This window comes from Vreelandella xerophytica, from assembly GCF_968048975.1.
Genome location: NZ_OZ309106.1, coordinates 691482 through 713896, shown reverse-complemented (window position 1 = coordinate 713896; position 22415 = coordinate 691482). Strand labels below are relative to the sequence as shown.

General features: G+C 61.9%; 18 protein-coding genes. 8 read left to right on the top strand and 10 right to left on the bottom strand.

The genetic code is table 11. From position 1 onward, the window contains the following. Window positions 1-81: 81 nt before the first annotated feature. Together guaA and guaB are read right to left on the bottom strand one after the other, a co-directional pair. Complete coding sequence (gene guaA / locus ACWF8S_RS03370; protein ID WP_447555419.1) at window positions 82-1659, bottom strand: glutamine-hydrolyzing GMP synthase; 1578 nt, start codon at window positions 1657-1659, stop codon at window positions 82-84. Between the two features lie 117 nt (window positions 1660-1776). Beyond that, entirely contained in the window at window positions 1777-3246 is a 1470-nt protein-coding gene (guaB, locus tag ACWF8S_RS03365) for an IMP dehydrogenase (protein WP_447555418.1), read from the bottom strand. Between the two features lie 176 nt (window positions 3247-3422). Between guaB and xseA the strand changes: the two genes are divergently transcribed. Beyond that, complete coding sequence (gene xseA, locus ACWF8S_RS03360; protein ID WP_447555416.1) at window positions 3423-4757, top strand: exodeoxyribonuclease VII large subunit; 1335 nt, start codon at window positions 3423-3425, stop codon at window positions 4755-4757. A gap of 130 nt (window positions 4758-4887) precedes the next feature. On the opposite strand, the gene ACWF8S_RS03355 is transcribed toward xseA, so the two are convergent. Genes ACWF8S_RS03355 through ACWF8S_RS03345 form a run of 3 tightly spaced genes read right to left on the bottom strand, consistent with a single transcriptional unit; the run spans window position 4888 to window position 7287 of the window. Next, window positions 4888-6099, bottom strand: a complete 1212-nt coding sequence (locus ACWF8S_RS03355) for a DUF3618 domain-containing protein (RefSeq protein ID WP_447555415.1) — start codon at window positions 6097-6099, stop codon at window positions 4888-4890. Then, a complete protein-coding gene (locus ACWF8S_RS03350) occupies window positions 6096-6533 on the bottom strand; it encodes a phage holin family protein (RefSeq protein ID WP_447555414.1) in 438 nt (145 codons plus the stop codon). Before ACWF8S_RS03350 ends, ACWF8S_RS03355 begins: the two co-directional genes overlap by 4 nt. 52 nt (window positions 6534-6585) lie before the next feature. Further along, entirely contained in the window at window positions 6586-7287 is a 702-nt protein-coding gene (locus ACWF8S_RS03345) for a hypothetical protein (RefSeq protein ID WP_447555413.1), read from the bottom strand. A gap of 590 nt (window positions 7288-7877) precedes the next feature. Between ACWF8S_RS03345 and ACWF8S_RS03340 the strand changes: the two genes are divergently transcribed. Further along, window positions 7878-8732 carry an SDR family oxidoreductase gene (locus tag ACWF8S_RS03340; protein ID WP_447555412.1) on the top strand — a complete coding sequence of 285 codons (855 nt, stop codon included), beginning with the start codon at window positions 7878-7880 and terminating at the stop codon, window positions 8730-8732. 92 nt (window positions 8733-8824) lie between these two features. Here ACWF8S_RS03340 and ACWF8S_RS03335 read toward each other — a convergent pair whose 3' ends face one another. Next, window positions 8825-9436, bottom strand: a complete 612-nt coding sequence (locus ACWF8S_RS03335) for a TetR family transcriptional regulator C-terminal domain-containing protein (RefSeq protein WP_447555411.1) — start codon at window positions 9434-9436, stop codon at window positions 8825-8827. A gap of 205 nt (window positions 9437-9641) precedes the next feature. On the opposite strand from ACWF8S_RS03335, the gene ACWF8S_RS03330 reads away from it, so the two are divergent. The 6 genes from ACWF8S_RS03330 to ACWF8S_RS03305 all read left to right on the top strand — a co-directional run bounded on the left by ACWF8S_RS03330 (window position 9642) and on the right by ACWF8S_RS03305 (window position 18307). Further along, on the top strand, window positions 9642-10850 hold the full coding sequence (locus ACWF8S_RS03330; protein WP_447555410.1) for an efflux RND transporter periplasmic adaptor subunit: 1209 nt from the start codon (window positions 9642-9644) through the stop codon (window positions 10848-10850). Further along, window positions 10847-13948 (top strand): efflux RND transporter permease subunit, encoded by a 3102-nt coding sequence (locus ACWF8S_RS03325; protein ID WP_447555409.1) that lies wholly within the window; start codon window positions 10847-10849, stop codon window positions 13946-13948. The genes ACWF8S_RS03330 and ACWF8S_RS03325 overlap by 4 nt, the downstream gene beginning before the upstream one ends. Next, a complete protein-coding gene (locus ACWF8S_RS03320; protein ID WP_447555408.1) occupies window positions 13945-15363 on the top strand; it encodes an ATP-binding protein in 1419 nt (472 codons plus the stop codon). Before ACWF8S_RS03325 ends, ACWF8S_RS03320 begins: the two co-directional genes overlap by 4 nt. A gap of 14 nt (window positions 15364-15377) precedes the next feature. Then, window positions 15378-16121, top strand: coding sequence for a response regulator (locus ACWF8S_RS03315; protein ID WP_447555407.1), 744 nt, complete (start codon window positions 15378-15380; stop codon window positions 16119-16121). A gap of 65 nt (window positions 16122-16186) precedes the next feature. Further along, window positions 16187-16852, top strand: coding sequence for a response regulator transcription factor (locus tag ACWF8S_RS03310; RefSeq protein ID WP_447555406.1), 666 nt, complete (start codon window positions 16187-16189; stop codon window positions 16850-16852). Window positions 16853-16861: 9 nt separating this feature from the next. After that, window positions 16862-18307, top strand: a complete 1446-nt coding sequence (locus ACWF8S_RS03305; protein WP_447555405.1) for a sensor histidine kinase — start codon at window positions 16862-16864, stop codon at window positions 18305-18307. Here ACWF8S_RS03305 and ACWF8S_RS03300 read toward each other — a convergent pair. Genes ACWF8S_RS03300 through ACWF8S_RS03285 form a run of 4 tightly spaced genes read right to left on the bottom strand, consistent with a single transcriptional unit; the run spans window position 18240 to window position 22304 of the window. Continuing rightward, complete coding sequence (locus tag ACWF8S_RS03300; protein ID WP_447555404.1) at window positions 18240-19268, bottom strand: AbrB family transcriptional regulator; 1029 nt, start codon at window positions 19266-19268, stop codon at window positions 18240-18242. The genes ACWF8S_RS03305 and ACWF8S_RS03300 overlap by 68 nt on opposite strands. A 3-nt stretch (window positions 19269-19271) precedes the next feature. Continuing rightward, window positions 19272-20777, bottom strand: a complete 1506-nt coding sequence (locus tag ACWF8S_RS03295) for a tripartite tricarboxylate transporter permease (protein ID WP_447555403.1) — start codon at window positions 20775-20777, stop codon at window positions 19272-19274. A 9-nt stretch (window positions 20778-20786) separates the two neighbouring features. Next, the gene (locus tag ACWF8S_RS03290; protein ID WP_447555402.1) at window positions 20787-21239 is read right to left on the bottom strand and encodes a tripartite tricarboxylate transporter TctB family protein; all 453 of its coding nucleotides are present in this window, start codon (window positions 21237-21239) and stop codon (window positions 20787-20789) included. Between the two features lie 51 nt (window positions 21240-21290). After that, on the bottom strand, window positions 21291-22304 hold the full coding sequence (locus ACWF8S_RS03285) for a Bug family tripartite tricarboxylate transporter substrate binding protein (protein WP_447555401.1): 1014 nt from the start codon (window positions 22302-22304) through the stop codon (window positions 21291-21293). Window positions 22305-22415: the final 111 nt, after the last annotated feature.

The following is a 22415-nucleotide window of genomic DNA, read 5'->3' as shown; positions in this document are numbered from 1 at the left end:
CCAACTATGACATGCCATTGTTTCAACGCACAAAAAACCCGCCTTTTGGCGGGTTTTTGGATACAACGAGTGGGGAAGCACTCACTCCCACTCAATAGTAGCCGGCGGCTTACTACTCACATCATAAGTCACCCGCGACACCCCTTCCAGCTCATTGATCACCCGATTGGACACCTTCTCCAGCAGCTCATAAGGAAGGTGCGCCCAGCGGGCGGTCATGAAGTCGATGGTTTCAACGGCGCGCAGCGCGATGACCCATTCGTAGCGGCGGCCGTCGCCGACCACGCCGACGGATTTCACCGGTAGGAACACGGCAAACGCCTGGCTGGTTTTCTCGTACCAGCCGGAGGCGCGCAGCTCTTCGATGAAGATGGCGTCGGCTTCACGCAGAATGTCGGCGTACTCTTTTTTGACTTCGCCAAGGATGCGCACGCCCAGGCCCGGCCCCGGGAAGGGGTGGCGGTACACCATGTCATACGGAAGGCCGAGCTCGAGACCGAGTTTGCGTACTTCGTCCTTGAACAGCTCGCGCAGCGGCTCGACGAGCTTGAGCTTCATGGTTTCCGGAAGCCCACCCACGTTGTGGTGGGACTTAATCACATGGGACTTGCCGGTTTTGGAAGCGGCGGATTCGATTACGTCGGGGTAGATGGTGCCCTGGGCCAGGAAGTCCACGCCGTCGATCTTGCTGGCCTCTTCATCGAATACGTCGATGAAGGTGTTGCCGATGATCTTGCGCTTGGCTTCCGGGTCGTTCTCGCCTTTTAACTTGCCCAGGAACAGGTCTTCGGCATCGACGCGGATCACCTTCACGCCCATGTGGTTGGCGAAGGTTTCCATTACCTGGTCGCCCTCTGCCTTGCGCAGCAGGCCGTTATCCACGAATACACAGGTGAGCTGCTCGCCAATCGCCTTGTGGAGAAGGGCCGCGACGACAGAAGAGTCCACGCCGCCGGAAAGGCCCAGCAGTACGTGGCGGTCGCCCACTTGCTCGCGTACGCGCTCGACCTGGTCTTCGATGATCTGCGCCGGGGTCCAGCGCTTTTCGGATTTACAGATATCCAGCACGAAGTGCTCGAGCATCCGCTGGCCCTGCAGGGTGTGGGTCACTTCCGGGTGGAACTGTACGCCGTAAAACTGCTTCTCTTCCCACACCATGGCGGCAATCGGGCAGCTCGGGGTGGACGCCGTGACGGTGAAATCAGAAGGCGCTTCGGCCACCTTGTCGCCGTGGCTCATCCATACGTCCAGCAGGCCTTTGCCGCTTTCAGTATCCACGTGGTCCTTGATGCCGTTGAACAGGGCGTTATCGGCGTCGATGCTGATCTGGGCGTAGCCAAACTCGCGCTTGTTGGAGCCTTCCACCTTGCCGCCGAGCTGCTCGGCCATGGTCTGCATGCCGTAGCAGATACCAAACACCGGCAGGCCCAGCTCGAACACGCACTGCGGCGCCCGCGGGGACTCGAGCTCGGTCACGGACTCCGGGCCACCGGCCAGAATGATGCCGTTGGGGTTGTACTCGCGAATCTCCTCTTCGGTGATATCGAAGGCGCGAACCTCGGAATAGACGCCGATTTCGCGCACCCGGCGGGCGATCAACTGGGTGTACTGGGAGCCGAAGTCCAGAATCAGGATCTTGTGGGCGTGAATGTCTGTCATGGCGGTATCTCTCAAGCAGTGTAGGCGCGGCCGCTAAGGCTTTTACAAGGGCTCTAACAATGGCTACAAAAAGCAAGCGACGGGCCAAAGCCCGCCGCGTCAATACTGATCCCGGGGTTAGCTCACCCGGTAATTGGGGGCTTCCTTGGTAATCTGCACGTCGTGCACGTGAGATTCGTTGAAGCCGGCGCCGGTGATCTGGACGAACTCCGGCTTGGTGCGCATTTCCAGAACGTCGCGGCAGCCGGTGTAACCCATGGAGGCGCGAAGCCCCCCCATCAGCTGATGCACGATGGCGCTCATCATGCCCTTGTAAGGCACGCGGCCTTCGATGCCTTCGGGTACCAGCTTCTCGGCCCCGGCGTTCTTGTCCTGGAAGTAACGATCCGCACTGCCCTGGCTTTGCGACATTGCCCCCATGGAGCCCATACCGCGGTACGCCTTGTAGGTCCGGCCCTGGTAGAGCTCGACCTCGCCCGGGGCTTCTTCGGTACCGGCCAGCAGGCCCCCTACCATCACGGCACTGGCACCGGCGGCAATCGCCTTGGCCAGGTCGCCGGAGAAACGCACGCCGCCATCGGCGATCAAGGGAATGTCGAACTCCTTGAGGGCGGCGGCCACGTTGGATACCGCGGTGATCTGCGGCACGCCCACACCGGCGACGATGCGCGTGGTGCAAATGGAACCCGGGCCGATGCCCACTTTCACGCCGTCGGCGCCCGCTTCAGCCAGCGCGCGGGCGGCGCCGCCGGTGGCAATGTTGCCACCGATCACCTGAATGTTCGGGAAGTGCTCTTTCACCCAGCGTACGCGGTCGATCACGCCCTGGGAGTGGCCATGGGCGGTATCGACGATCACCACGTCCACGCCGGCTTCGGCAAGGGCGGTGATGCGGTCCGCGGTTTCCGGGCCAGTGCCCACGGCCGCACCCACCAGCAGACGGCCGTCGCTGTCTTTGGCGGCGTTGGGGTAGGTACGGGCCTTTTCGATATCCTGGAAGGTGACCAGGCCACGCAGGTGGAACTCATCATCCACGATCAGCATCTTCTCGATGCGGTGCTCGCGCATCTTGGCCTTGCTGGCTTCGAGATCGGTGCCTTCGGCGACGGTGACCAGGCGCTCGCGCGGGGTCATGATATCGGCCACGCTGTCGCCCACGTTGGGCTGAAAGCGCATGTCACGCTCGGTGACGATACCCACCAGGGTTTCGCCTTCCACCACGGGAAAGCCGGAGAAGCCGTACTCGCGGGCCATGTTCAGCAGGTCTTCGAGCTTCGCCTGGGGGCTCACGGTCACCGGGTCTTTCACGATCACGCTTTCGTGCTTTTTGACCTTGCGCACCTCGGCGGCCTGCTGACTGATGCTCATGTTCTTGTGGATGATGCCGATGCCGCCTTCCTGGGCCATCGCAATTGCCAGTCGCGCTTCGGTCACCGTGTCCATGGCGGCAGAGACGAGCGGAATATTGAGTGTGAGGTTGCGGGTCAGGCGGGTTTTGAGGCTGACATCCTTGGGCAGAATGTCGGAGAAGCCAGGAACGAGAAGAACGTCATCGAACGTAAGCGCTTCTTGGGCCATACGTAGCATAGCGGCAACACCCAGTGAAAAGTGGGAAGATGGGGCGTGAAGAGTTAATCGGCTATTATAGCGTTTTGAGGGGCGCCCCAGCAATGCGGCGTCGCCATGTTGTCACTTGTCTGCCGCCTCGCTCTGGCGTCGCGCGTGCACGGCTTTCAGATCCTGTCACCCATCGAGACGACCTTATGTCCGCACCTACCGCTCTTTCCGTCAGCGATCTCAACAAACGCTCGCGCCAGGCGCTGGAGCGCGAGTTGGGCGAGGTGTGGGTGGAAGGCGAGCTTTCCAACGTCTCGCGCCCGGCCTCGGGGCATATCTACTTTACCCTGAAGGATGACCGGGCCCAGGTACGCTGCGCGCTGTTTCGCCAGCGGGCGCGGTTCATCTCTGCGCCCATGCGCGATGGCGATCAGGTCAAGCTGCGCGGCAAGGTATCGCTGTTCGAGCCCCGCGGCGACTACCAGCTGATTGCCGAAGCCGTGCAGGCTGCGGGGCTGGGGGAGTTGCTGGCGGCTTTCGAGCGCCTGAAAGCGCAGCTCGATGACGAAGGCGTGTTTGTCAACGCCCGCCCCCTGCCCTTTCCGCCCCGCAAGCTGTTGATTTTAAGCTCCGCTACTGGGGCGGCGATTCGCGATGTGCTGGCGGTGCTGGCAGCGCGCTGGCCCTTGGCGGATGTAATGCTGATTCCCGTGCCGGTGCAAGGGGTGGAGGCGGCACCAGCCATGATCGCTGCAATCGGTATGCTCAACCGCCAGACGCGGCTGGACCCGGACCAGGACACCATTCTGATTACCCGGGGCGGCGGCAGCCTGGAGGATCTGTGGGCGTTCAACAACGAACACCTGGCGCGGGCGATTTTTCATTCGCGCCTGCCGGTGATGTCCGCCGTGGGCCACGAAGTGGACGTGACGCTTGCGGATTTCGCCGCCGACGTTCGTGCCCCCACGCCGTCGGCGGCCGCCGAACGGCTGGTACCCGACCAACACGTCTTGAAGCGCCAGCTGGCTGACCAGCAACACCGCCTGCACCGCGCCATGCAGCGACATCTGGAGCGTGATAGCCAGCAGCTGGATAGCCTGCGCGCCCGGCTCAAGCACCCCGGCGAGCAGCTAAGCCGCCAGCGCCAGCACGTGGCCACGCTGACCCAGCGCTTGAACCGCGCCATGCAACAGACCCTTGGCCATCAGCAGGCGCGCGTCAACCAATTGGGCAAGCGCCTCGCCAGCCAGGACTTATCCCGCCTGCACCGTGGCGAAAGCGAACACGTGCAGCAATTGCACCGCCGCCTGAACGGCGCCATGCAGCGAACACTTCAGCGTGAACAGGCGCGGTTGACCAGCGCCGCCCGGGAGCTGAATGCGATCAGCCCGCTGGCCGTGCTGGGCCGGGGTTACGCCATTGCCCAAAATGACAAGGGCCAGGTGATTCGCCGCGCCGAGGAGACCCAGCCCGGGCAGAAGCTTTCGCTGCGACTGGGCGAAGGTCGGCTGAGTGTCGAGGTCAAGCGGCGGTATAAATAAGCCGCCCATGAACAGAAGCGCCCGGCCAAGGCCGGGAGCTTCTGTTCTATCAGTACTTATCTATCAGTACCTATCTACCAGTACTTAACTTATCGGTGTCTCGGCTTACCCGCGTTGAGGCTTGCCGTGCTTACCGCTTGGGCGGCGTCAACGTGTCGTCGCCCTGGGTATTGCCGGAAGGCGTGCTGGAGTCGGTCAGGCCATGCTCTTTTTTGCTGCTGTCCTTCTCGTGAGGCGTGCGTTCCTTGCCCGGGTTACCACCCAGGCCCGAGGCCGCATTGTGGCCCGGCATCGCTTCATCGGAGTAGCGCATGTGCTCGCCCTGGGTATCGCTTGGCGTGCGCTTGGTGCTGTCTTCCTGATGATCCTTGTCGGTTTCGTTTTTCATCTTCTCGGTCCTTTCATGAAGCGAATGCTGCATCCTGTCCGCATGTTCATGGCCCTTGTCCGCTGCCTCGTGCATGAAACGGTCGCGGTAGTCACCCATGTACTCATCCTCTTTACGCGTAGAGGGCAGGATGCTGCCCAGCGCCGCGCCCAGGGCCAGGCCCAGCGCACCGACCACCAGAGGGTGCTCCTGGATGAAGTCCGAGGTGTGCTGACCAGCACTTTTCGCCCATTGACCGGCATCATGCATGCCGTGCTGGGTGGATTGGTAAAGGTGCGAAGTATTGTTGCGCATGCTGCCTCCCATATGGTGAGCCCGGTCGCTTAGATGATGTGCCGCCTCGCTGGCGCCCTGGCCAAGATGTCGCGCCCTGCCGCTGACGCGCTCTTTCATTCCCGCCCCTTTGCTGCTGTCGAACCTGGACGACTCATCCTGCGCGTGGTTATCGAACGCCGACGGATGAGAGAACGCGCTGGGCGCGGCACGGCCTGTTGAGCCAGACGCCATGCCGGGCTCGGACCGTGTCGGGCGGGCGCTGCCCAAGGGGCGGCTGAGCTCGTCATTGCTTTGATGAGCCGCAGAGCGCGGATAGGCGTTGGAGCGATACGCACCATCATCAGAGTAGCTGCCAGGCCCGCTATGGGGGTAGGCTTCCGAGTTCGCGTAGGGAGCCGCGCCCTTCGGTTGGTTAGGGCTTCGCTGGGCAGTGATCAGCCAACCAAGGCCTGCACCGGTGACCAGAAACGGCACCGGGTTCTCCTTGATGGTGTTACCCAGATTCGCAAAGAACTCGTTTGCCCCGCCGTGACGCAGATAGTCGTAGGAGGCATTGAGCAGGTGCTGGGGAGAAAAACGCTCTTCGATCTCGCTGAGCGTGGAATCCAGGCGCTCCCGGGAGCGGTGAATATCCTTTTCGATCTCCTCGGAACTGCGATGATCCTGTTGATCGCTCATTTCAACTCCTCCTTGACGTTGTGCTGATGCTCCTTCGCCAGCGCCTTGTCCTGCTGAAGGCTATGCAGGGTGCGGGTAGGCATCAGGTTGCGCGCCTGAATCTTCTTGAGACCGACGTTCAGCATGATCATGCCGATGACCGCCACCACGACGCCCACAATGGCCGCCGAAAGCCAGGGCGTCATGTTCGGAGGGAGTATCTCGTTCAATAACGCTACCGCCGATGCCAGAAGCACCAGAAAGCCGGCAAAAATGACTGCGCCGGCGATGGCGATAGCCGCGATGCCGGTCATCACCTGATGCGTCTTTTCCGATACCTCGGCCTTGGCAAGCTCTGCCTCGTTGCGGACCAGGTCAGTCACTTCACGTGTCAGCGTCGTCAAGAGCGAGCCAACAGAGCTTCCCTGTGTCGTATTGTTGTGCTGCGTATCCATGTGAGCCTCATTCATCCTGGCAAGTCATAAGTTCCGTTTAACCACGCATCATCTAGCGTTTGGAGCCGGACGAGTTGTCACCGCCGAGCGAGGAGTCGCTGCCCGGACGCGAGGTGGAAAGCGGCCGCTGGGAGGCGCCCAAGCCATCGGACTCGGTGGGCCGTTGCTCGCCGAGGGCACCGCCATACGCCGGGTTGCGCCCGCCGTTGTGGCCTTCACCCTGAGATGAGACATGCTGGGACGAGTAGCGCGAGCCTGACGTATTCATGTCGGTGGTACGTTCGCTGTACTGACCGTGATCGTGGCTGCGCGAGCTTCTTAAAAAGCGCGCCGCCAGAAAGCCGGCGGCGATGGCGCCACCGATGAAGATCGCCGGTTCGCGGCGGCTGTAATCCTGCGCATCGTGACAGATACGCCGCAAGTCCTTGTCGCGCAGCTGGTTGGAAAACCCATCGGCCAGATTGGCCACCTTGCGCACTTGCTGGGAAAAGAACGGCTGCTGCTGATTATCGAAATCGTCGGCCGCTTTTTTCATCACGTCGGTAAATTTATGCGCCTGTTCGGCGAAGGCTTTACGCTGATTGTCGTAAAGATGCTCCGCCTGATGCTGGGCGGCGTCGCTGATATCGTGGGCCGCTTCCTTGCCCTGGTCCTTGAGTCTTTCACTATCAATGCGGTCGTTGTCGCCAAGACCCTGCCCGCTCGAGGCAGAACCGTTTGACTGGGGCTGGGAGTACTTTCCTTGATCGCTCATTGGTTGCATCCTCCATGCTTCATTTGCCATTGATGTGTTGGACAAAATGAACTTTCAGCACCTGAAGCAGGTGCTGTCCTCTCCCTTATTTCTTTTTAATAAATAGTAACGCTATAAAGCACGCTACACTTGAAATATAGCGAGGAAGGAGTCGCTGTCAATTTAAAAAGCGGCCTGACCTCTAAAAGCACTTAATATAAAACCTATATATTTAAGCTGACTGAACGTGATCTTTAAAATTCAATAACTTGCGATACAAAAACAATAATTATTATTAGAACAACGAATTGCATTAAACCTTTTAAGGAAAGCGCCTATTTATTTTCTTCCCGACAGCGAAACATGGAAATTAATAATTATTTAAAAAAATCATGCTTTTCTAAAACTAGTGGACCACCTTGTTCCTTTTTCCAAGGATAAGTAAAGATAAGATATCAAAAGGCATCGCTTATACGTTTGGCAGCTTTTAGAACTTTCGACTAAGGTAAACACCTAGACTGAGGTGACCCTCTATACGGCCCAGGAAGTGGCCGCCTCTCGGGTTTTTGAAGTATTGAAAGCACACGTAGTCAGCAATGGAGTGAAGGCACATGAGCGATCATAAACAGCCCCCGCAACATCAGGACAAGCAGCCAGGCGACGAGCATGCCATGCGCCCGGAGCCCGAGTACATTCGCGAAAGCTATCGCGGGGTGGATAAACTGCTGGATAAAGTGGCCATCATTACCGGTGGCGATAGCGGTATCGGCCGCGCCGTGGCCGTGCATTATGCCCGGGAAGGCGCCGACAGCGTCATCGTGCACCTCAAGGAAGACGAAGACGCCGAAGAGACCAAGCGCCTGGTAGAAGCGGAAGGCCGGCGTTGCCTGGTGCTCAAGGGCGATGTCGGTGAACCCGGCTTTTGCCGCGAGATCGTCCAGAAGACGCTGGATGAATACGGCAAGCTCAACATCCTGATCAACAACGCCGCCGAACAGTACGACTGGGACGACATCACCGACATCCCGGACGACCAGTTGCAGCGTACCTTCCAGACCAATATCTTCAGCCACTTCTACATGGTCAAGGCCGCCCTGCCCCACTTGAACACGGGCGACACCATCATCGCCACCTCATCGATCAACGCCTTCAAGGGCAACGCCACCCTGATCGACTACACCGCGACCAAAGGGGCGATTCAAGGGCTGATGCGCTCGCTCGCCATGTCGTTGATGGATCGCGGCATTCGCGTGAACGCCGTGGCCCCGGGCCCGGTGTGGACACCGCTGATTCCCGCCAGCATGGAGGATGAAAAGGTGGCAAGCTTCGGTGGACAGGTCCCCATGGACCGTGCCGGCCAGCCCAGCGAAATGGGTCCCGCCTACGTGTACCTGGCAAGCGAGGAGTCCTCGTACATGAGCGGCCAGACCCTTCACCTCAACGGTGGCGTGATCCTGAATACCTGATGACAGGCGGTTCAGACATTGAAGGGTGGCCCCGAGGCCGCCCTTTTTAATGCGCGTTCTTGATACGCTTTCGGGCGAATGCCCGGTCGAGCTTAAGCCGAAGTGCTCTGGCGCGGGGCGGTATTGACCAGCACGTATTCGAACAAAATCGCCTCGAACTGTTCCATTGGGGTGACCGACTTGAGCGTCTTGGCGCGCAGGATAGCCCCCTCCCAGCCGGAGAGAACGAAGCTTCCCAGAGCATCGGCAGGGGCGTGGGGGGCGATCATGCCTCGCTCCTGGGCGTGCCTGATGCAGACCGCAAACCGCTGCTCCCAGCGCTTGAAGACAGTATCGAGCGCATCGCGGAAGGTATCGCTCTGACCGGAAAGCTCCTGACCGAGGTTGCCGATCAAGCAGCCGGTTTCGTGGTTGCACTCGTTCATGTAGGCGCGCCCCTGAGCGAAGTAGCGGCGCAGCCGCTCGAAGGGGTCGAGCGTGGTATCCTCCAAAAGCGCAGCCAGCCCGGTATCATACTCTTCGGCGAAGCGCTCAATGACCGCCAGCCCGAAATCCTCCTTGCTGGAAAAGTAGTGGTAGAAGGAGCCTTTGGGCACGCCACAGGTGTTCAGTACGGCATTGATGCCCGTCGCGTTATACCCCTGCTGAGCGATCAGCTCGGCACCGGTGTTGATCAGTTTGTCGCGGGTCGAGGTATTTTTCATAACGTCATTGAGACCTGTCAATCTAGTGCCGCTTTAAAGCGTTCAGCCGAAATCTATAAGGGAGATGCCTGTACATTCGAGCGGGCAACCATGTTGCATGCTCTTTGCACATTACTTGCCTAATCACTGCTTAACCAGAGTAGATGCTAGCATACTACGCTTATCTTCCAGCACCTTTAGTCTTTACAACGGATGACCTGCGGTAATGACCTTTTTTGATAAATCGGCTACCAGGCAACAAGGCCGGGTGCGTCTAGGCGCCATCATGGCGCTTTGTGTTCTGGCCGGCGGCCTGGCCCTGGCCTGGTGGATCGTCACCCAGCCCCCGCGTATCGAGCGCCGCCCACCACCGCCCACCCCGGCGCCGGTGGTTGATGTCATGACCGTCAACGAACAGGTTCAGGCCCCGGTGCTGACCGGTTTTGGTCGCGTGGAAGCAGAAAAGTCCACCATGCTGGCAAGCCGGGTGGCCGGTCAGCTTGACCGCTTCGCCCCTGGCGTGGTGCCCGGCCAGGTGGTCGAACAGGGGGCACCGCTTGCGTTTATCGACCGGGCGGATCTGGAACTGACCCTGGAAGACGCCGAAGCCCAGCTCGCCAATGCCCAGGCCACCCTGGCGCTGGAGCAGGCCGAACAGCAGCGTGCGCGCAGCGAATACGAGCGCTTTGGCCGCGAACTGTCCGCCGAGCGCCGGGCGCTGGTGCTGCGCGAACCGCAGCTGCGCCAGGCCGAAGCGCAGCTGACCCAGGCCCGGGTGGTGCGCAACCAGGCCGCCTTGAACCTTGAGCGCGCCACGCTCAGCGCCCCCTGGCGGGCCATGGTGGCCGAGCGCGTCTTGGGCGCCGGTAGTCTTTTGAGCCAGGGCACCGAAGTGCTCAGTCTGGTGGGCGTCGAGGAGTTCTGGGTACGCGCCTCGCTGCCTGGCGATACTCTTGCCTGGCTGTCGCCGGGGGACACCGTCACCCTGAGCAGTCAAAGCTGGTCGGCGGATGAAAGCCGTGAGGGCCGATTGACCTCCATTCTGCCAAGCCTTGAAGAGAACGGCCTGCAGGCGCAGCTGCTGGTCTCTGTCGACGACCCGCTGGCGCTTGACCAGCCAGGCCCGGCCCTGCGGTTGGGCGATGTGTTGCGCCTGCGCTATCACACTACGGCACGTCAGCCCTTGATCGCCCTTCCCTCCGCAGCGCTTCGCCCGGGGGACCAGGTGTGGTGGCTCGATGACGATAACCGGCTGCGCAGCACCACGGTCACCCTGGCCTACCGGGGCGAAGACGAGGCACTGATCAGCGCCGGGTTGAGCGCTGGCCAGCGCGTGGTCACCGCCGGTTTGGCGCAGCCGCGAGAGGGTCAGGAAGTACGCCCGCGCACGCCGGCGAACACCCCCGCGCAAGCCCACAACGAGGAAAGCCCATGATGCGCAAGGGCCCGCTCGCCTGGATGGTGGACCATGGCGTTGCCCCGAACCTCTTGATGGTGCTGTTCATCGTCGGGGGCTTGATGGCCTCGCTTGCGATCAAGAAGGAGGTGTTTCCCGCCTTCGAGAGCGAAACCGTTCAGGTCAGCATCAGCTACCCAGGCGCCACGCCGGAAGATATCGAGCAGAGCCTGCTGCTACCGGTGGAGGCGGCGGTTGCCAACGTGGAAGGGATCGATGAACTGACCTCCACCGCCAGTGAAAGCAGCGGCGTGGTGCGGGCCACGCTGATCGACGGCGTGGACGTCATGCGCGTTTACCAGGAAATCCAGCAGGAAGTGAACGCGATCACCACTTTCCCGGGCGCCGCCGACCCGCCTCGCTTCACCCTGGCCGGTTATTCCCGGGGCGTGGTCAGCTTGCGCGTGTACGGCGATGCCAGCCTGGCCGCGCTGCACGACGCCGCCGAAGAGACGCGCGCCGAGCTTCAGGCCGCCAGCGGTATCTCCCGGGCCGAGCTTTCCGGCAACCGCGACCGGGAAATCCAGGTGCTGCTGAATGAAGAGGCCATCGAACGCTATGGGCTGGATCACCGGCAGCTTGCCGCGCGAATCAGCGAAGAAGCGCTGGACCTGGCCAGCGGCCAGCTCACTACCGCCGAGGGTGAATGGCTGATTCGCTACCAGGGTCGGCGCAACAGTGCCGCCGAGTTTGCGCGCCTGCCGATCCTGACCACCGGCCAGGGTGCGCCGGTACTGCTGGGCCAGATTGCCGAAGTGCGTGAAGGCTTTGCCGAGACCGACCGGGAGGAATTCTATAACGGCCAGCGCGGGCTCTCGGTGGATATCTACCAGGTAGGCGCTCAAACCCCCACCAGCATTTCCAACGCGGTGTATGCGGAGCTTGACCGGCTGCGCGCCAATCTGCCCGAGGGCATCCATCTGGACGTGGCAAGGGACAGCTCCGAGGTCTACGAAGACCGTCTGGGGCTCTTGCTCAAGAATGCCTGGATGGGCCTGGCCCTGGTAATGGTGCTGATGGCGCTCTTCCTGGAGGCCAGGCTGGCGTTCTGGGTCACCCTTGGTATCCCTACGGCTTTTCTGGGCGCCATGCTGTTTCTGCCCTGGGTGGGGGTGTCGCTGAACATGATGTCGATGTTCGCCTTCATCATTGCCCTCGGTATCGTGGTGGACGATGCCATCATGGTGGGCGAAAACATCTTCAGCTACCGCGAAGAGGGCTATTCGCTGCGCGATGCCGCCGTGAAAGGTGCCCAGGAGATCGCCGTACCGCTCACCTTCGCGATTCTTTCCAATATCGTGGCGTTCTTGCCGCTGCTGTTTCTACCCGGCTTTCTGGGGCTTATCTTCGCCACGGTACCGGTGGTGGTGATTACCGTCTTTCTGATTTCCTGGGTGGAGGCGCTGTTCATCCTGCCGGCGCACCTGGCCCACAGCCGCAAGCCCCGCCAGACCCCGGCCTGGCAGCGCCCGCTGGAGCGCCTTCGCCACTATCTGCAGGGCGGGCTTCACACCTTTACCTATCAACGTTTCGAGCCGTTCCTGCAGCGCGCCCTGAACCAGCGGCTTTTCAGCGTGGCCCTGGGCGTGTCGCTGCTGCTGGTGGTGCTGGCCTGGACGATGAGCGGGCGTCTGGGGTTTTCGCTGATGCCCCGGGTGGAGTCCGATCAGGTGCAGGCCAGCGTCACGTTACCGATCGGCAGTCATATCAGCGTTAGCCGCGAGCTTGGCCAACAGTTGATCGACGCCGCCGAAACCCTGAGCGCCCAGGAGCCCACGCTCAGCTTTCAGAGCACTCGCAGCCGGCTGGACGGCGAGAGCCTGGAGGTGACTCTGGATATCGCCCGGGAAAGCCTGGATGAGTGGCCGCCCTCGCGCATCGCCGTTCGCTGGCGCGATCTGGCGGGCGATCTTGTCGGCGCGCAGTCGGTGCGCTTTGCCTCGGATGTCGGCGGGCCGGGCAGCGGCGCAGCACTGAGCCTGCGCCTTTCTCACCCCAACACCCAGGTGCTGGAAGCCGCCGCGACGCGCCTGGCCGAGCAGCTTGGCGAGTACGGCCTGACCGATATCGACAGCGGCCTGGGCGATGGCAAACCCCAGCTGGAAATGCGCCTGTCCGCTGAAGGCCGGGCGCTGGGGCTCACCGGCAGCGACCTGGCCCAGGCTCTACGCGGCCCGCTGCAAGGCGCCACCGCCATCGAGCAGTTCATCGGCCGCCAGGAGGTCAGCGTCGAGGTGCGCCTGCCCGAGCAGGACCGGGCGAGTCTCAACGAGCTTTACCGGCTGCCCGTGCGCACCCCGGAGGGCATGAGCATTCCGCTTTCCCGCGCAGCGGAGATCACCCTCAGCCAGGCCTCCAGCAGCCTGCAACGCATCGATGGGCGGCGTATCATCACCGTCACCGCCGACTCGGAAGGCGACCAGGCGATCAACCAGGTGCTGGCCACGTTGCAGGAAGACGTGTTCCCGACGCTGACCAATACCTGGCCGGGGCTAGAAGTGGCCCTGGGCGGGCGCCAGCAGGACACCGCCGACAACCTCGCCACCCTGCGCACCGCCATGTGGCTGATGCTGGCCGCCCTCTACGCCTTGCTTGCCATTCCGTTTAGAAGTTACCTGCAGCCGCTGCTGGTACTGGCCGCCATTCCGTTTGGCCTGGTGGGTGCGGTGGCGGGCCACGTGGTGATGGGCTTCGGGCTTTCGATCATCAGTCTTTTAGGAATGCTTGCGCTGTCCGGGGTGGTCATCAACGACGCGCTGGTGCTGATCGATTACGCCAACCGCAAGCGCCGCGAGGGCATGGCCGCCCGCGAGGCCATCGTGGCCGCCGCCACCCGCCGCCTGCGGCCCATCATGATGACCACCCTGACCACCTTTCTGGGGCTGGCGCCGATGATTCTGGAAACCTCGCGCCAGGCGCGCTTCATGATCCCCATGGCGATCTCGCTGGGCTTTGGCATGATCTTCGCCACGGTCATTCTCCTGATTCTGGTGCCGTGTCTGTATCTGGGCCTTGAAAACCTGCGCGAGGGGTTGAAAGCGCCGTCCAGGCCAAGCCCCGAGGGCACCACACCATGAGCCGGCTGTCCGCGCTTTCCCGGTGGCGCCCCTCGACGCTCGGGCTGCGGCTTTTCGTGGTGATTCTGAGCGTGAACGTGGCGATTGCCGCCAGCATCTTTCTGGCCGTCTCCTACAGTATCGACCGGGGCTTTATCGAGTACCTGAACCAGGCCCAGGAGCGCCGGGCCACGCTGCTGGCCGACGGCCTGGTGACCCGCTGGAACACCCAGGGAAGTTGGGACTGGCTTGAGCGCGCCCCGCAGCGCTGGCCGCAAATCGTGCGCTTTGAGCTTGGCCAGGAGCACAACGAGCGCCCCTCACCGCTGGGCGAGGCGCGGGATTTCGCCCTGCGCGACCCCGAAGGCCGCTTTGTGGTGCGCCCCCGCCCCGGCGGCGCGGAAAGCGAATGGCGCTGGCTGACGCTCTACAGCGAAGACGCCACCGGCAGCACCCGGGTGATCGGCGCGCTGGGCTTTCGCTCGCCCCAGCAGATGATGGAGCGCATGGAAAGCCGCTTTCTGGAACGCCAGCAGCGCAATCTTTTCATCATTGTCGTCTCTTTGGTGGTGGCCTCGTTGCTGCTGGCCGGCGGGCTTTCCTGGTGGCTGGGCGGGCGTACCCGAGCACTGGCCGGCGCCACGCGACGTCTGACCCAGGGCGATTACCATATGCGTCTGCCCGCCCGGGGCCGCGACGAGCTTTCGCGGCTGGCCCAGGACTTCAACGTGCTGGCCGAAACCCTGGAGGCAAGCCGGGATGCCCGGGCCCGCTGGGTCTCGGATACCGCCCACGAGCTGAGAACACCGCTTTCCGTGCTGCGCGGCGAAATCGAGGCGATGCAGGACGGCGTTCGCCCGCTGAACCAGGAGAACCTGGGCTCGCTTGCCCAGGAGGTCGCCCAGCTCGAGCGTCTGGTGGCGGATCTGCGCCTGCTGTCTCAAAGCGATGCCGGGGCGCTGGATATCCAGCTCGCCCCGATAAATCTAAGCGAGTGCCTGCAGGCCCGCCTGAATGACGCCGAGCGCTGGCTGGCGCAGAGCGGGCTCCACCTGACCACCGATATCACTCCACACGTCATGGTCCGCGGCGACGCACAGCGCCTTCGCCAGCTCTGGAGCAACCTGCTGGACAACAGCTGCGCCTATACCACGGCCCCCGGCACGCTGGCCGTCAGCCTTCACATTGAAGCGCACGAGGCCGTGGTGGTGTGGCAAGATAGTGCGCCGGGCGTTCCCGACAGCGAGCTTGCCCGACTGACCGAACGGCTTTACCGCGTGGAGGGCTCGCGCAGCCGGACAAGCGGGGGCAGCGGCCTGGGGCTCTCCATCGCCAGCGCGTTGGCCGATGCCCATGGCGCGACCCTGAACGCCAGCGCCTCGCCTCTGGGCGGGCTTCGGTGGACGCTGCGCCTTGCGCTTTTGCCTTCACGCTAGACACGGGGTTTTCTATGTCATCGATTGATTCGACCTCACAGGGCTCACCACCGCCGGACACCTCCTCCAACGCGACGTTGTTGATCGTGGAGGATGAGCCTAAAATTGCCCGCCTGATGGCCGATTACCTGGCCAGCCACCATTTCGAACCGACGGTGATCGGCCACGGCGACGAGGTCATGCCCTGGCTCGAGCAGCACACCCCGGCGCTGGTGCTTCTGGATTTGATGCTGCCGGGCAAGGACGGCCTCGCGCTTTGCCGAGAGCTTCGCCAGCACCGGCCGGCGCTTCCCATCATCATGGTGACCGCCAGGGTGGAGGAAGTCGACCGCCTGGTGGGGCTTGAAATGGGCGCGGATGACTACATCTGCAAGCCCTTCAGCCCCCGGGAAGTGGTGGCTCGGGTGAAAGCCGTGCTGCGCCGAAGCCGCGCCGCCGCCGAAGCTTCGCTCGACCCCGTGGCAAGCGCTCCGGTCACCCTCGACGACGAAGGCTGGCTGGCGCTGGCCAACGGTCAGGACCTGGGTCTGACCGCGGTGGAGTTCCAGCTTCTGCGCGTGATGATGCACGCCCCCGGGCGCATCTTCAGCCGGGAACAGCTGATGGATCACATGTACCGGGACAACCGCATCGTCTCCGAGCGCACCGTGGACAGCCATATCAAGAAACTGCGCAAGAAGATCACCGAAGCCCTCCCCGACCAGGAGATCATTCGCTCGGTGTACGGGGTGGGCTACAAGTATCAGCCCGAAGGGTAGAAGCCCGAAGGGTAGAAGCCCGAAGGGTAGAAGCCCCGCCTGGAAGGAAAACCTCAGGAGCGCGAATGAAGGCGCTGATTGTAGAAGACAACGATAACCTGGCGCGCTCGATCGCCACGACCCTGACAGAGGCAGGTTTTCTGATCACCGTGGTCCACGACGGCGCCAAGGCCCAGCACGCGCTGGAACAAGGCGGGTTCGATCTTCTGGTGCTCGACCTGGGCCTGCCCGAACTCGACGGTATCAGCCTGCTGCGAAAGCTTCGCCATCAGCACAATACCATTCCGGTGCTCATCATCTCGGCCCGGGATACGTTGGATCAGCGCATTCTCGGGCTGGAGGAAGGCGCCGATGATTACCTGTGCAAGCCGTTTTCCCTGGACGAAGTCAGCGCCCGGGCACGTGCTCTGGTGCGCCGGGCCAAGCACTTTGGCGGAGACTCGCTACCGTGCGGCCCGCTCGAGTTTTTCCCGGACGCCCGAGAGCTTCGCCTCAACGGTGAGCCGGTGGCGCTGCACCGCCGCGAACTTGAGGTGATCGAGTATCTGATGATCAATCAGAACCGCCTGGTGAGCAAGGACCAGATCATCGACCGGCTCTCCACCCTGGACGAGCCGGTCACCTACGCCGCGGTGGAAACCTACATCTCTCGTATTCGCAAGAAGATCGGCCAGGAGTTCGGGCTGAAAACCGTGCGTGGCCTGGGCTACTACCTGGATTCCAAGAAATAAGCACTCTTCATGTTCAAGAAACCGACCTCGATTCGCACCCGCCTGCTTCTCTGGATCGGGCTGCCGTTTACCGGGCTTGCTCTGCTTGCCCTGGCGTCGAGCCATGTACTGCTCACCCGCCAGATCAACGAAACCTTCGACGATATGCTGCTCAACGCCGCCCAGCGCCTGGAGCGACGCATTTATACCGTGGACGGCGAGCTGCATATCAACATGCACTATTTCAGCATCAGCACCCTGGGAAGCCGTGGCGAAGGCAAGATCTTTTATCGCATTCGCGAGGTCAACGGGCCGATGATCGCGGGCTTCCCCGGTCTTGGCGACCCGCCCGGCCCGCTCGATGAGCCGCTTTTCTTCGATGTTGCCTACGCCGGTAACGACCTGCGCGCGGTGGCGCTGAAGTTCCCCTTCAACCGCAGCCGCCAGCACAGCGATATCGAAGTCATCGTCGCCGAATCCAAGGAAGCCCGCTATACCCTGACCAACGATTTCATGCTCACCTTGAGTGGCTTGATGGTCGTGACCGGGCTCTTGGCCATGACCCTGGCGCTGTTTGCCATTTACCGTGCCTTCACGCCGCTGAGCGCGGTAAGTCAGGCGCTGCGTCTGCGCTCGCCCAACGACCTGCACCCCATCGAAGACGGCGCTCCCAAGGAGATCCACCCGCTCATCCTGAGCATCAACCAGCTGATGCAGCGAATGCGGCGAAGCATCGAAAGCACCCAGCAGCTCAATGCCGATGTTTCACACCAGTTGAGAACACCGATTTCAGAGCTGCGTGCGCTGACCGAGCTATCGCTCAAGGCAACGAAGGAGCCTGATACCCGCGCCAATCTGATGGAGATGCAGCGTATCGCCGAGCACGCAAGCCATACGGTGCAGCAGCTTCTGAAATACGCCAAGACTCGTAGCGAGCTTTTCGACGACACCCAGCTTGAAGCGGTGGATCTTGCCGAGGTCTGCCAGCAAGCCTGCGCCCAGACCGCCACCAGCATCTACCAGAAAGGCCAGGAGCTCTCGCTTGACCTGCCCGCTTTCGCGCCTGAATCCGAGAGTTCTTCGCCGCTACCCAGGGTGCTGGGCGACCCCATCATGCTTTTATGGCTGGTGATCAACCTGATCGAGAATGCCAGCCTGCATGCCGGCGGAGACAAGCCCTACCAGGGCAGCATCGATATCGCCCTGGCCAGGGAAGACGACCGCGTCGTTCTGACGGTAAGCGACAGCGGCACCGGCGTCGAGGACGCCCGGCTCGGTCAACTGACCGAGCGCTTCTACCGCCAGAATCCGCACACCCCGGGCAGCGGCCTGGGCCTTGCCATCGTGGAACAGATTGCCACCGCTCACTCGGCCACTCTCACTCTTGGCAACAAGCCAACCGGCGGGCTTACTGCCCGGGTGGCGTTTGCGGCGCTTCAAGCGAGCCCGCCAAACGTACCATCAAGGGTGTCATGAAGATGAGAATCAACAGGCGCAGTATGTGGTGCGAGACCACATAGACCGGATCGATTCCCATGACCGTGGCGATCACCGCCATCTCCCCCACCCCGCCCGGTATCAGCGCCAGGAGCACGGCGGCAAACGAAAGCTCGGTGAAGGAAGCGACCAGCCAGGCCATCAGCATGGCGGTGAGTAACGCAAACAGCGCATAGAGAATGCCGAAGCGGCCCACGCTGACGACCTGGCGCCAGGGGGTGCCGGAAAACCGCGACCCCACCGATGAGCCCAGAATGAGAAACGCCACCAGCACCAGCCAGACGGGCAGCGAGTAGTCCACCCCTGCGTTGGCCATGATGGCCCCGGCGGCCATGGGGCCTAGAAATTCCGGAATCGGCACCCGGCACTTGCGCGCCAGCCACCAGCACAAAGGCGCCAGCACAAGAGCGGCGGCGTCCATCAGGGCAAGCCCGTGACTGTCGCTTTCAATAGTCACTTCATCAACGAAGAAGCTGGCCAGCAAAGCCGCCCCCGACACCACGGTAACCAGTCTGAGTGAATGCGAAATGGCGATCCAGCGAAGATCGCCCCGGGCACCTTCGGCAAGCACCAGCGCTGAATTCATGCTGCCGGGGTAGGCGCAGAACATGGCGCTGATGCGCCCGACGTTGGCGCGTTTGAAAATCCAGTAGCCCCCCGTCAGCATCATCACCATATAGACCAGCATGGCGATGACGCTCGGGTACCACTGGGTCAGCCCCAGAAGCTCGTGGGCCTGGATACGGCTGCCGATGAAGAGCCCGAGCAGCGCAATGGCGATAACGTGGACGCGCTTGTCCACCCCGGTTCTGACACCACCAAGCGAGGCGACCATGACCAGAAAGAGCGCTCCGAGCATCCAGGCCAGGGGCAGCGAAAAAAGGGTGGCGATAACGCCACCCAAGCTACCCAAGACCAGCGTTTTCAGCGTTCTTCTCATCGGCTAGTCCTGCGGCGCCCGACGCGCCTGAAAGCGCTTCATGAGGGGCTGGCCGAACAGCGAAATCAACAACAGTGCCAGAATGCCCAGCGCCACCGGGCGACCAAACAGATAGCTGATATCGCCGCCGCTGATCTGGTAGGAGTGCAAGAGCGACTTCTCCGCAAGCGAGCCCAGCAGCAGCCCGATGACCGCCGCCGGTACCGAATAGCCGTAGTGGCGAAGAATCCAGCCGATCACCGCGAATACCAGCACCGTGGCCGGCCCTGTCATGTTGCCGGTCAGGCCAAACGAGCCCATCACCGCCAGAACCAGCACCGACGGGATCAGATAGCGCATGGGCACCTTGACGATGTTCGCCAGAAGCGGGATGAACAGAAGCCCCACAATGACCAGCAGAAACACCTGGGCGAAGTTGGCGAAAATGATGGCGTACACCACATCGGTCTGTTGACGAATGAACTGCGGCCCACCGGTGATATTGTGCATGGCAAACGCCGCCAGCATGACCGCGGTGGCCCCGCCGCCGGGAATACCCAGCGCCAGAAGGGTCGCCATCGAGCCCGCCTCTGATGTGCTGTTGGCGGATTCCGAGGCCACGACCCCCTTGGGGTTGCCCTTGCCGAAGGAGTCCGGGTCCTTGTCGCGGCGTTTGGTCTCCACATAAGAGAGCAGATTCGACACCGAGGAGCCCACACCGGGTACCGCGCCGACGAATACGCCGATCAGACCGCCGCGAATCATCACGCCGGGGTAGCGAAGAGCCATCTTGCAGCCGGCCAGTATTTCACCGATGTTCACCTTGCGCGACGCTTCGGACTCGACGATGAAGCCCTTGTTGGCCAGCTTGAAAAGCTCGGAGGCGGCGAACATGCCCATCATGGCGGGAATCACGGGAATCCCGTCGAGCAGGTAGGTCTGGCCCATGGTGCCCCGGGCCAGGCCGATTTCGCTGAACCCGATGGTACCTGCCAGAAGCCCCACGAACCCCGCCATCAGCCCCTTGAGCACTTGCTCGCCCTTGAGACTTGCAATCAGGGTCATGCCCCACAGAATGACGATGAACATCTCGGCAGGTCCCAGCTTCAGGACCATGACCGACAGCGGCTGGATCATGATGAACAGGATCACATAGCCCATGAGCACGCCGATGACCGAGGAGGCCAGCGCCACGCCCAGCGCCTGGTTGTGCTGGCCCTTGCGCGCCATGGGGTAGCCGTCAAAGGCGGTAGCGATGGCCGACGACGTGCCGGGGATATTCATCAGGATGGCGGGAATGCCCGAACCAAACGAGCCGCCGGTGAAAATGGCGGTCAGAAAGAGCATGGCCTGGATGAAGTCCATGTACATGGTCATGGGCAGAAAGATCGCCATGGCCATGGAGATCTGAAGCCCCGGGGTGGCGCCGAAGATCAGCCCCAGTATGATGCCGGGAACCACCACCAGCCAGGGGCCGAAATCGGAAAAGAGCAGGGCCAGGCTCTGCTCTACGGCAGTAAGATCGATCATAGCGGCTCCTTAGCTTGGCAATAGCAGCAAGGTCATGGGATAAGGCAGCATCTGCGAGAAGAAATACGCAGTGCCCAGACCGAAAGCGGCGCTGAACCCCACCACCATCCACCACTTTCGCTCGCCCTTTAACACCAGAAAGAGCGCGATGAACAGTACCGTGGCGAGATCGAAGCCCAGCGTTTCAAGCGACAGCACGTAGACGGCAAACAGCCCCACCACGGGAAGGGTGCGGTGAAGCGGCTCCTCCTCTTCACTGGCGCGTAGCAGCGTCCTGTGCTTGATACGAAGCACCAGCTCCAAGGCGATGATCGCCAGTACCAGCAGCGAAAGCGGCAGGATCAACAGCAGGTTTTGCACACGAGATGAGACGCTGATCGCATCCATCAGATACCAGAGCGTAAAGCACGCCAGCGCCATGAGAACCAGAAGGTCCCCATAGTCACGTTTTTTTGCAGACATGGAGGTTCTCCAGGCCGGCCCGGTCAATCACTGGGCCGGCCTTTAGAAAGATCAGTTAAGCAGGTGGGCGTACTGTTCGAAGACGTCGAAGTTTTCGCGCATCAGCTCGTTGGCGCGCTCCGGGCCGATCCAGACGCCGCCCATGTCGTTGCGTTCGAGATGATCCTGCACTTCCTTGCGGGCCAGGGCGCTTTGAATGGCCGAAGACAGTGTCTCGAAACGCTCAGGGTGCTCGCGCTCCATTTCGCTGGTGACCGCGAAGCCACGCATGGAGCCTTGCAGCACCGGCACTTCGACGTCCATGGGTGCCAGCGCTTCATTGATCGTCGGCGCATCCCACTGATCGATACGCTCATCGCTTACGATGGCAAGCGGCGTCAGAAATTCGCGAATGCCTTCACTGCCCTGGGCGCTGATGGAGACGAAGTCCACCTGGCCACCGGCCACTGCCGAGCGCGCTTCACCGCCACTGTTGTAGGTCACCAGGTTCAGATTCTCCTGGGGGATACCGGCCTGGTCGAGCAGCAGACGCACCATCAGGTGGCCCGCCGAGCCTTGCACCACGGCGCCGCGTACCTGGCTGTCGCCAGCACGAATGGCCTCGAGCAGCGCGGGAAGGTCTTCATAGCCGCTGTCACGGTTGGCAGCGATCAGATCCAGATCGAACCACTGGAAGTTGATGTAGTTGAAGTCGTCAACGCTGAAGTTGGCGCCGCCGGTCAGGATCGAGTTGGTCAGGTACGGTGCGAACGTGGAAGCGTAAACCGTATAGCCATCATCGGGCATGTTCAGCACGTAGTTGGACGCCACCTGGGTACCGGCTCCCGGACGGTTGGTCACCTGTACCGGTACGCCGATCTCTTCGGAGATGTAGCCGGACATCAAACGGGCCAGACGATCGGCGCTGCCGCCGGTGCCAAAGCCCACGATCATGTTGATGGGGCGCTCGGGGTAGTCATCGGCCGCAGCCGGAAGCGACATGGCGAGCGAGGCAACGGCGGCGGTGGCGCCAACCAGTAGTGATTTCATGGTCAAGCCAAACGGAGCAAGGGTGTTCTTGGGCATAGCGGTCTCACTTTTTATAAATTTATAGATTCTGGAGCAGGTCACTGCCTGCAGAGCACCCACGCTATGTCACGAAGCTTTCACCAACCTTGCACGGCGGCAAAAGCCAAC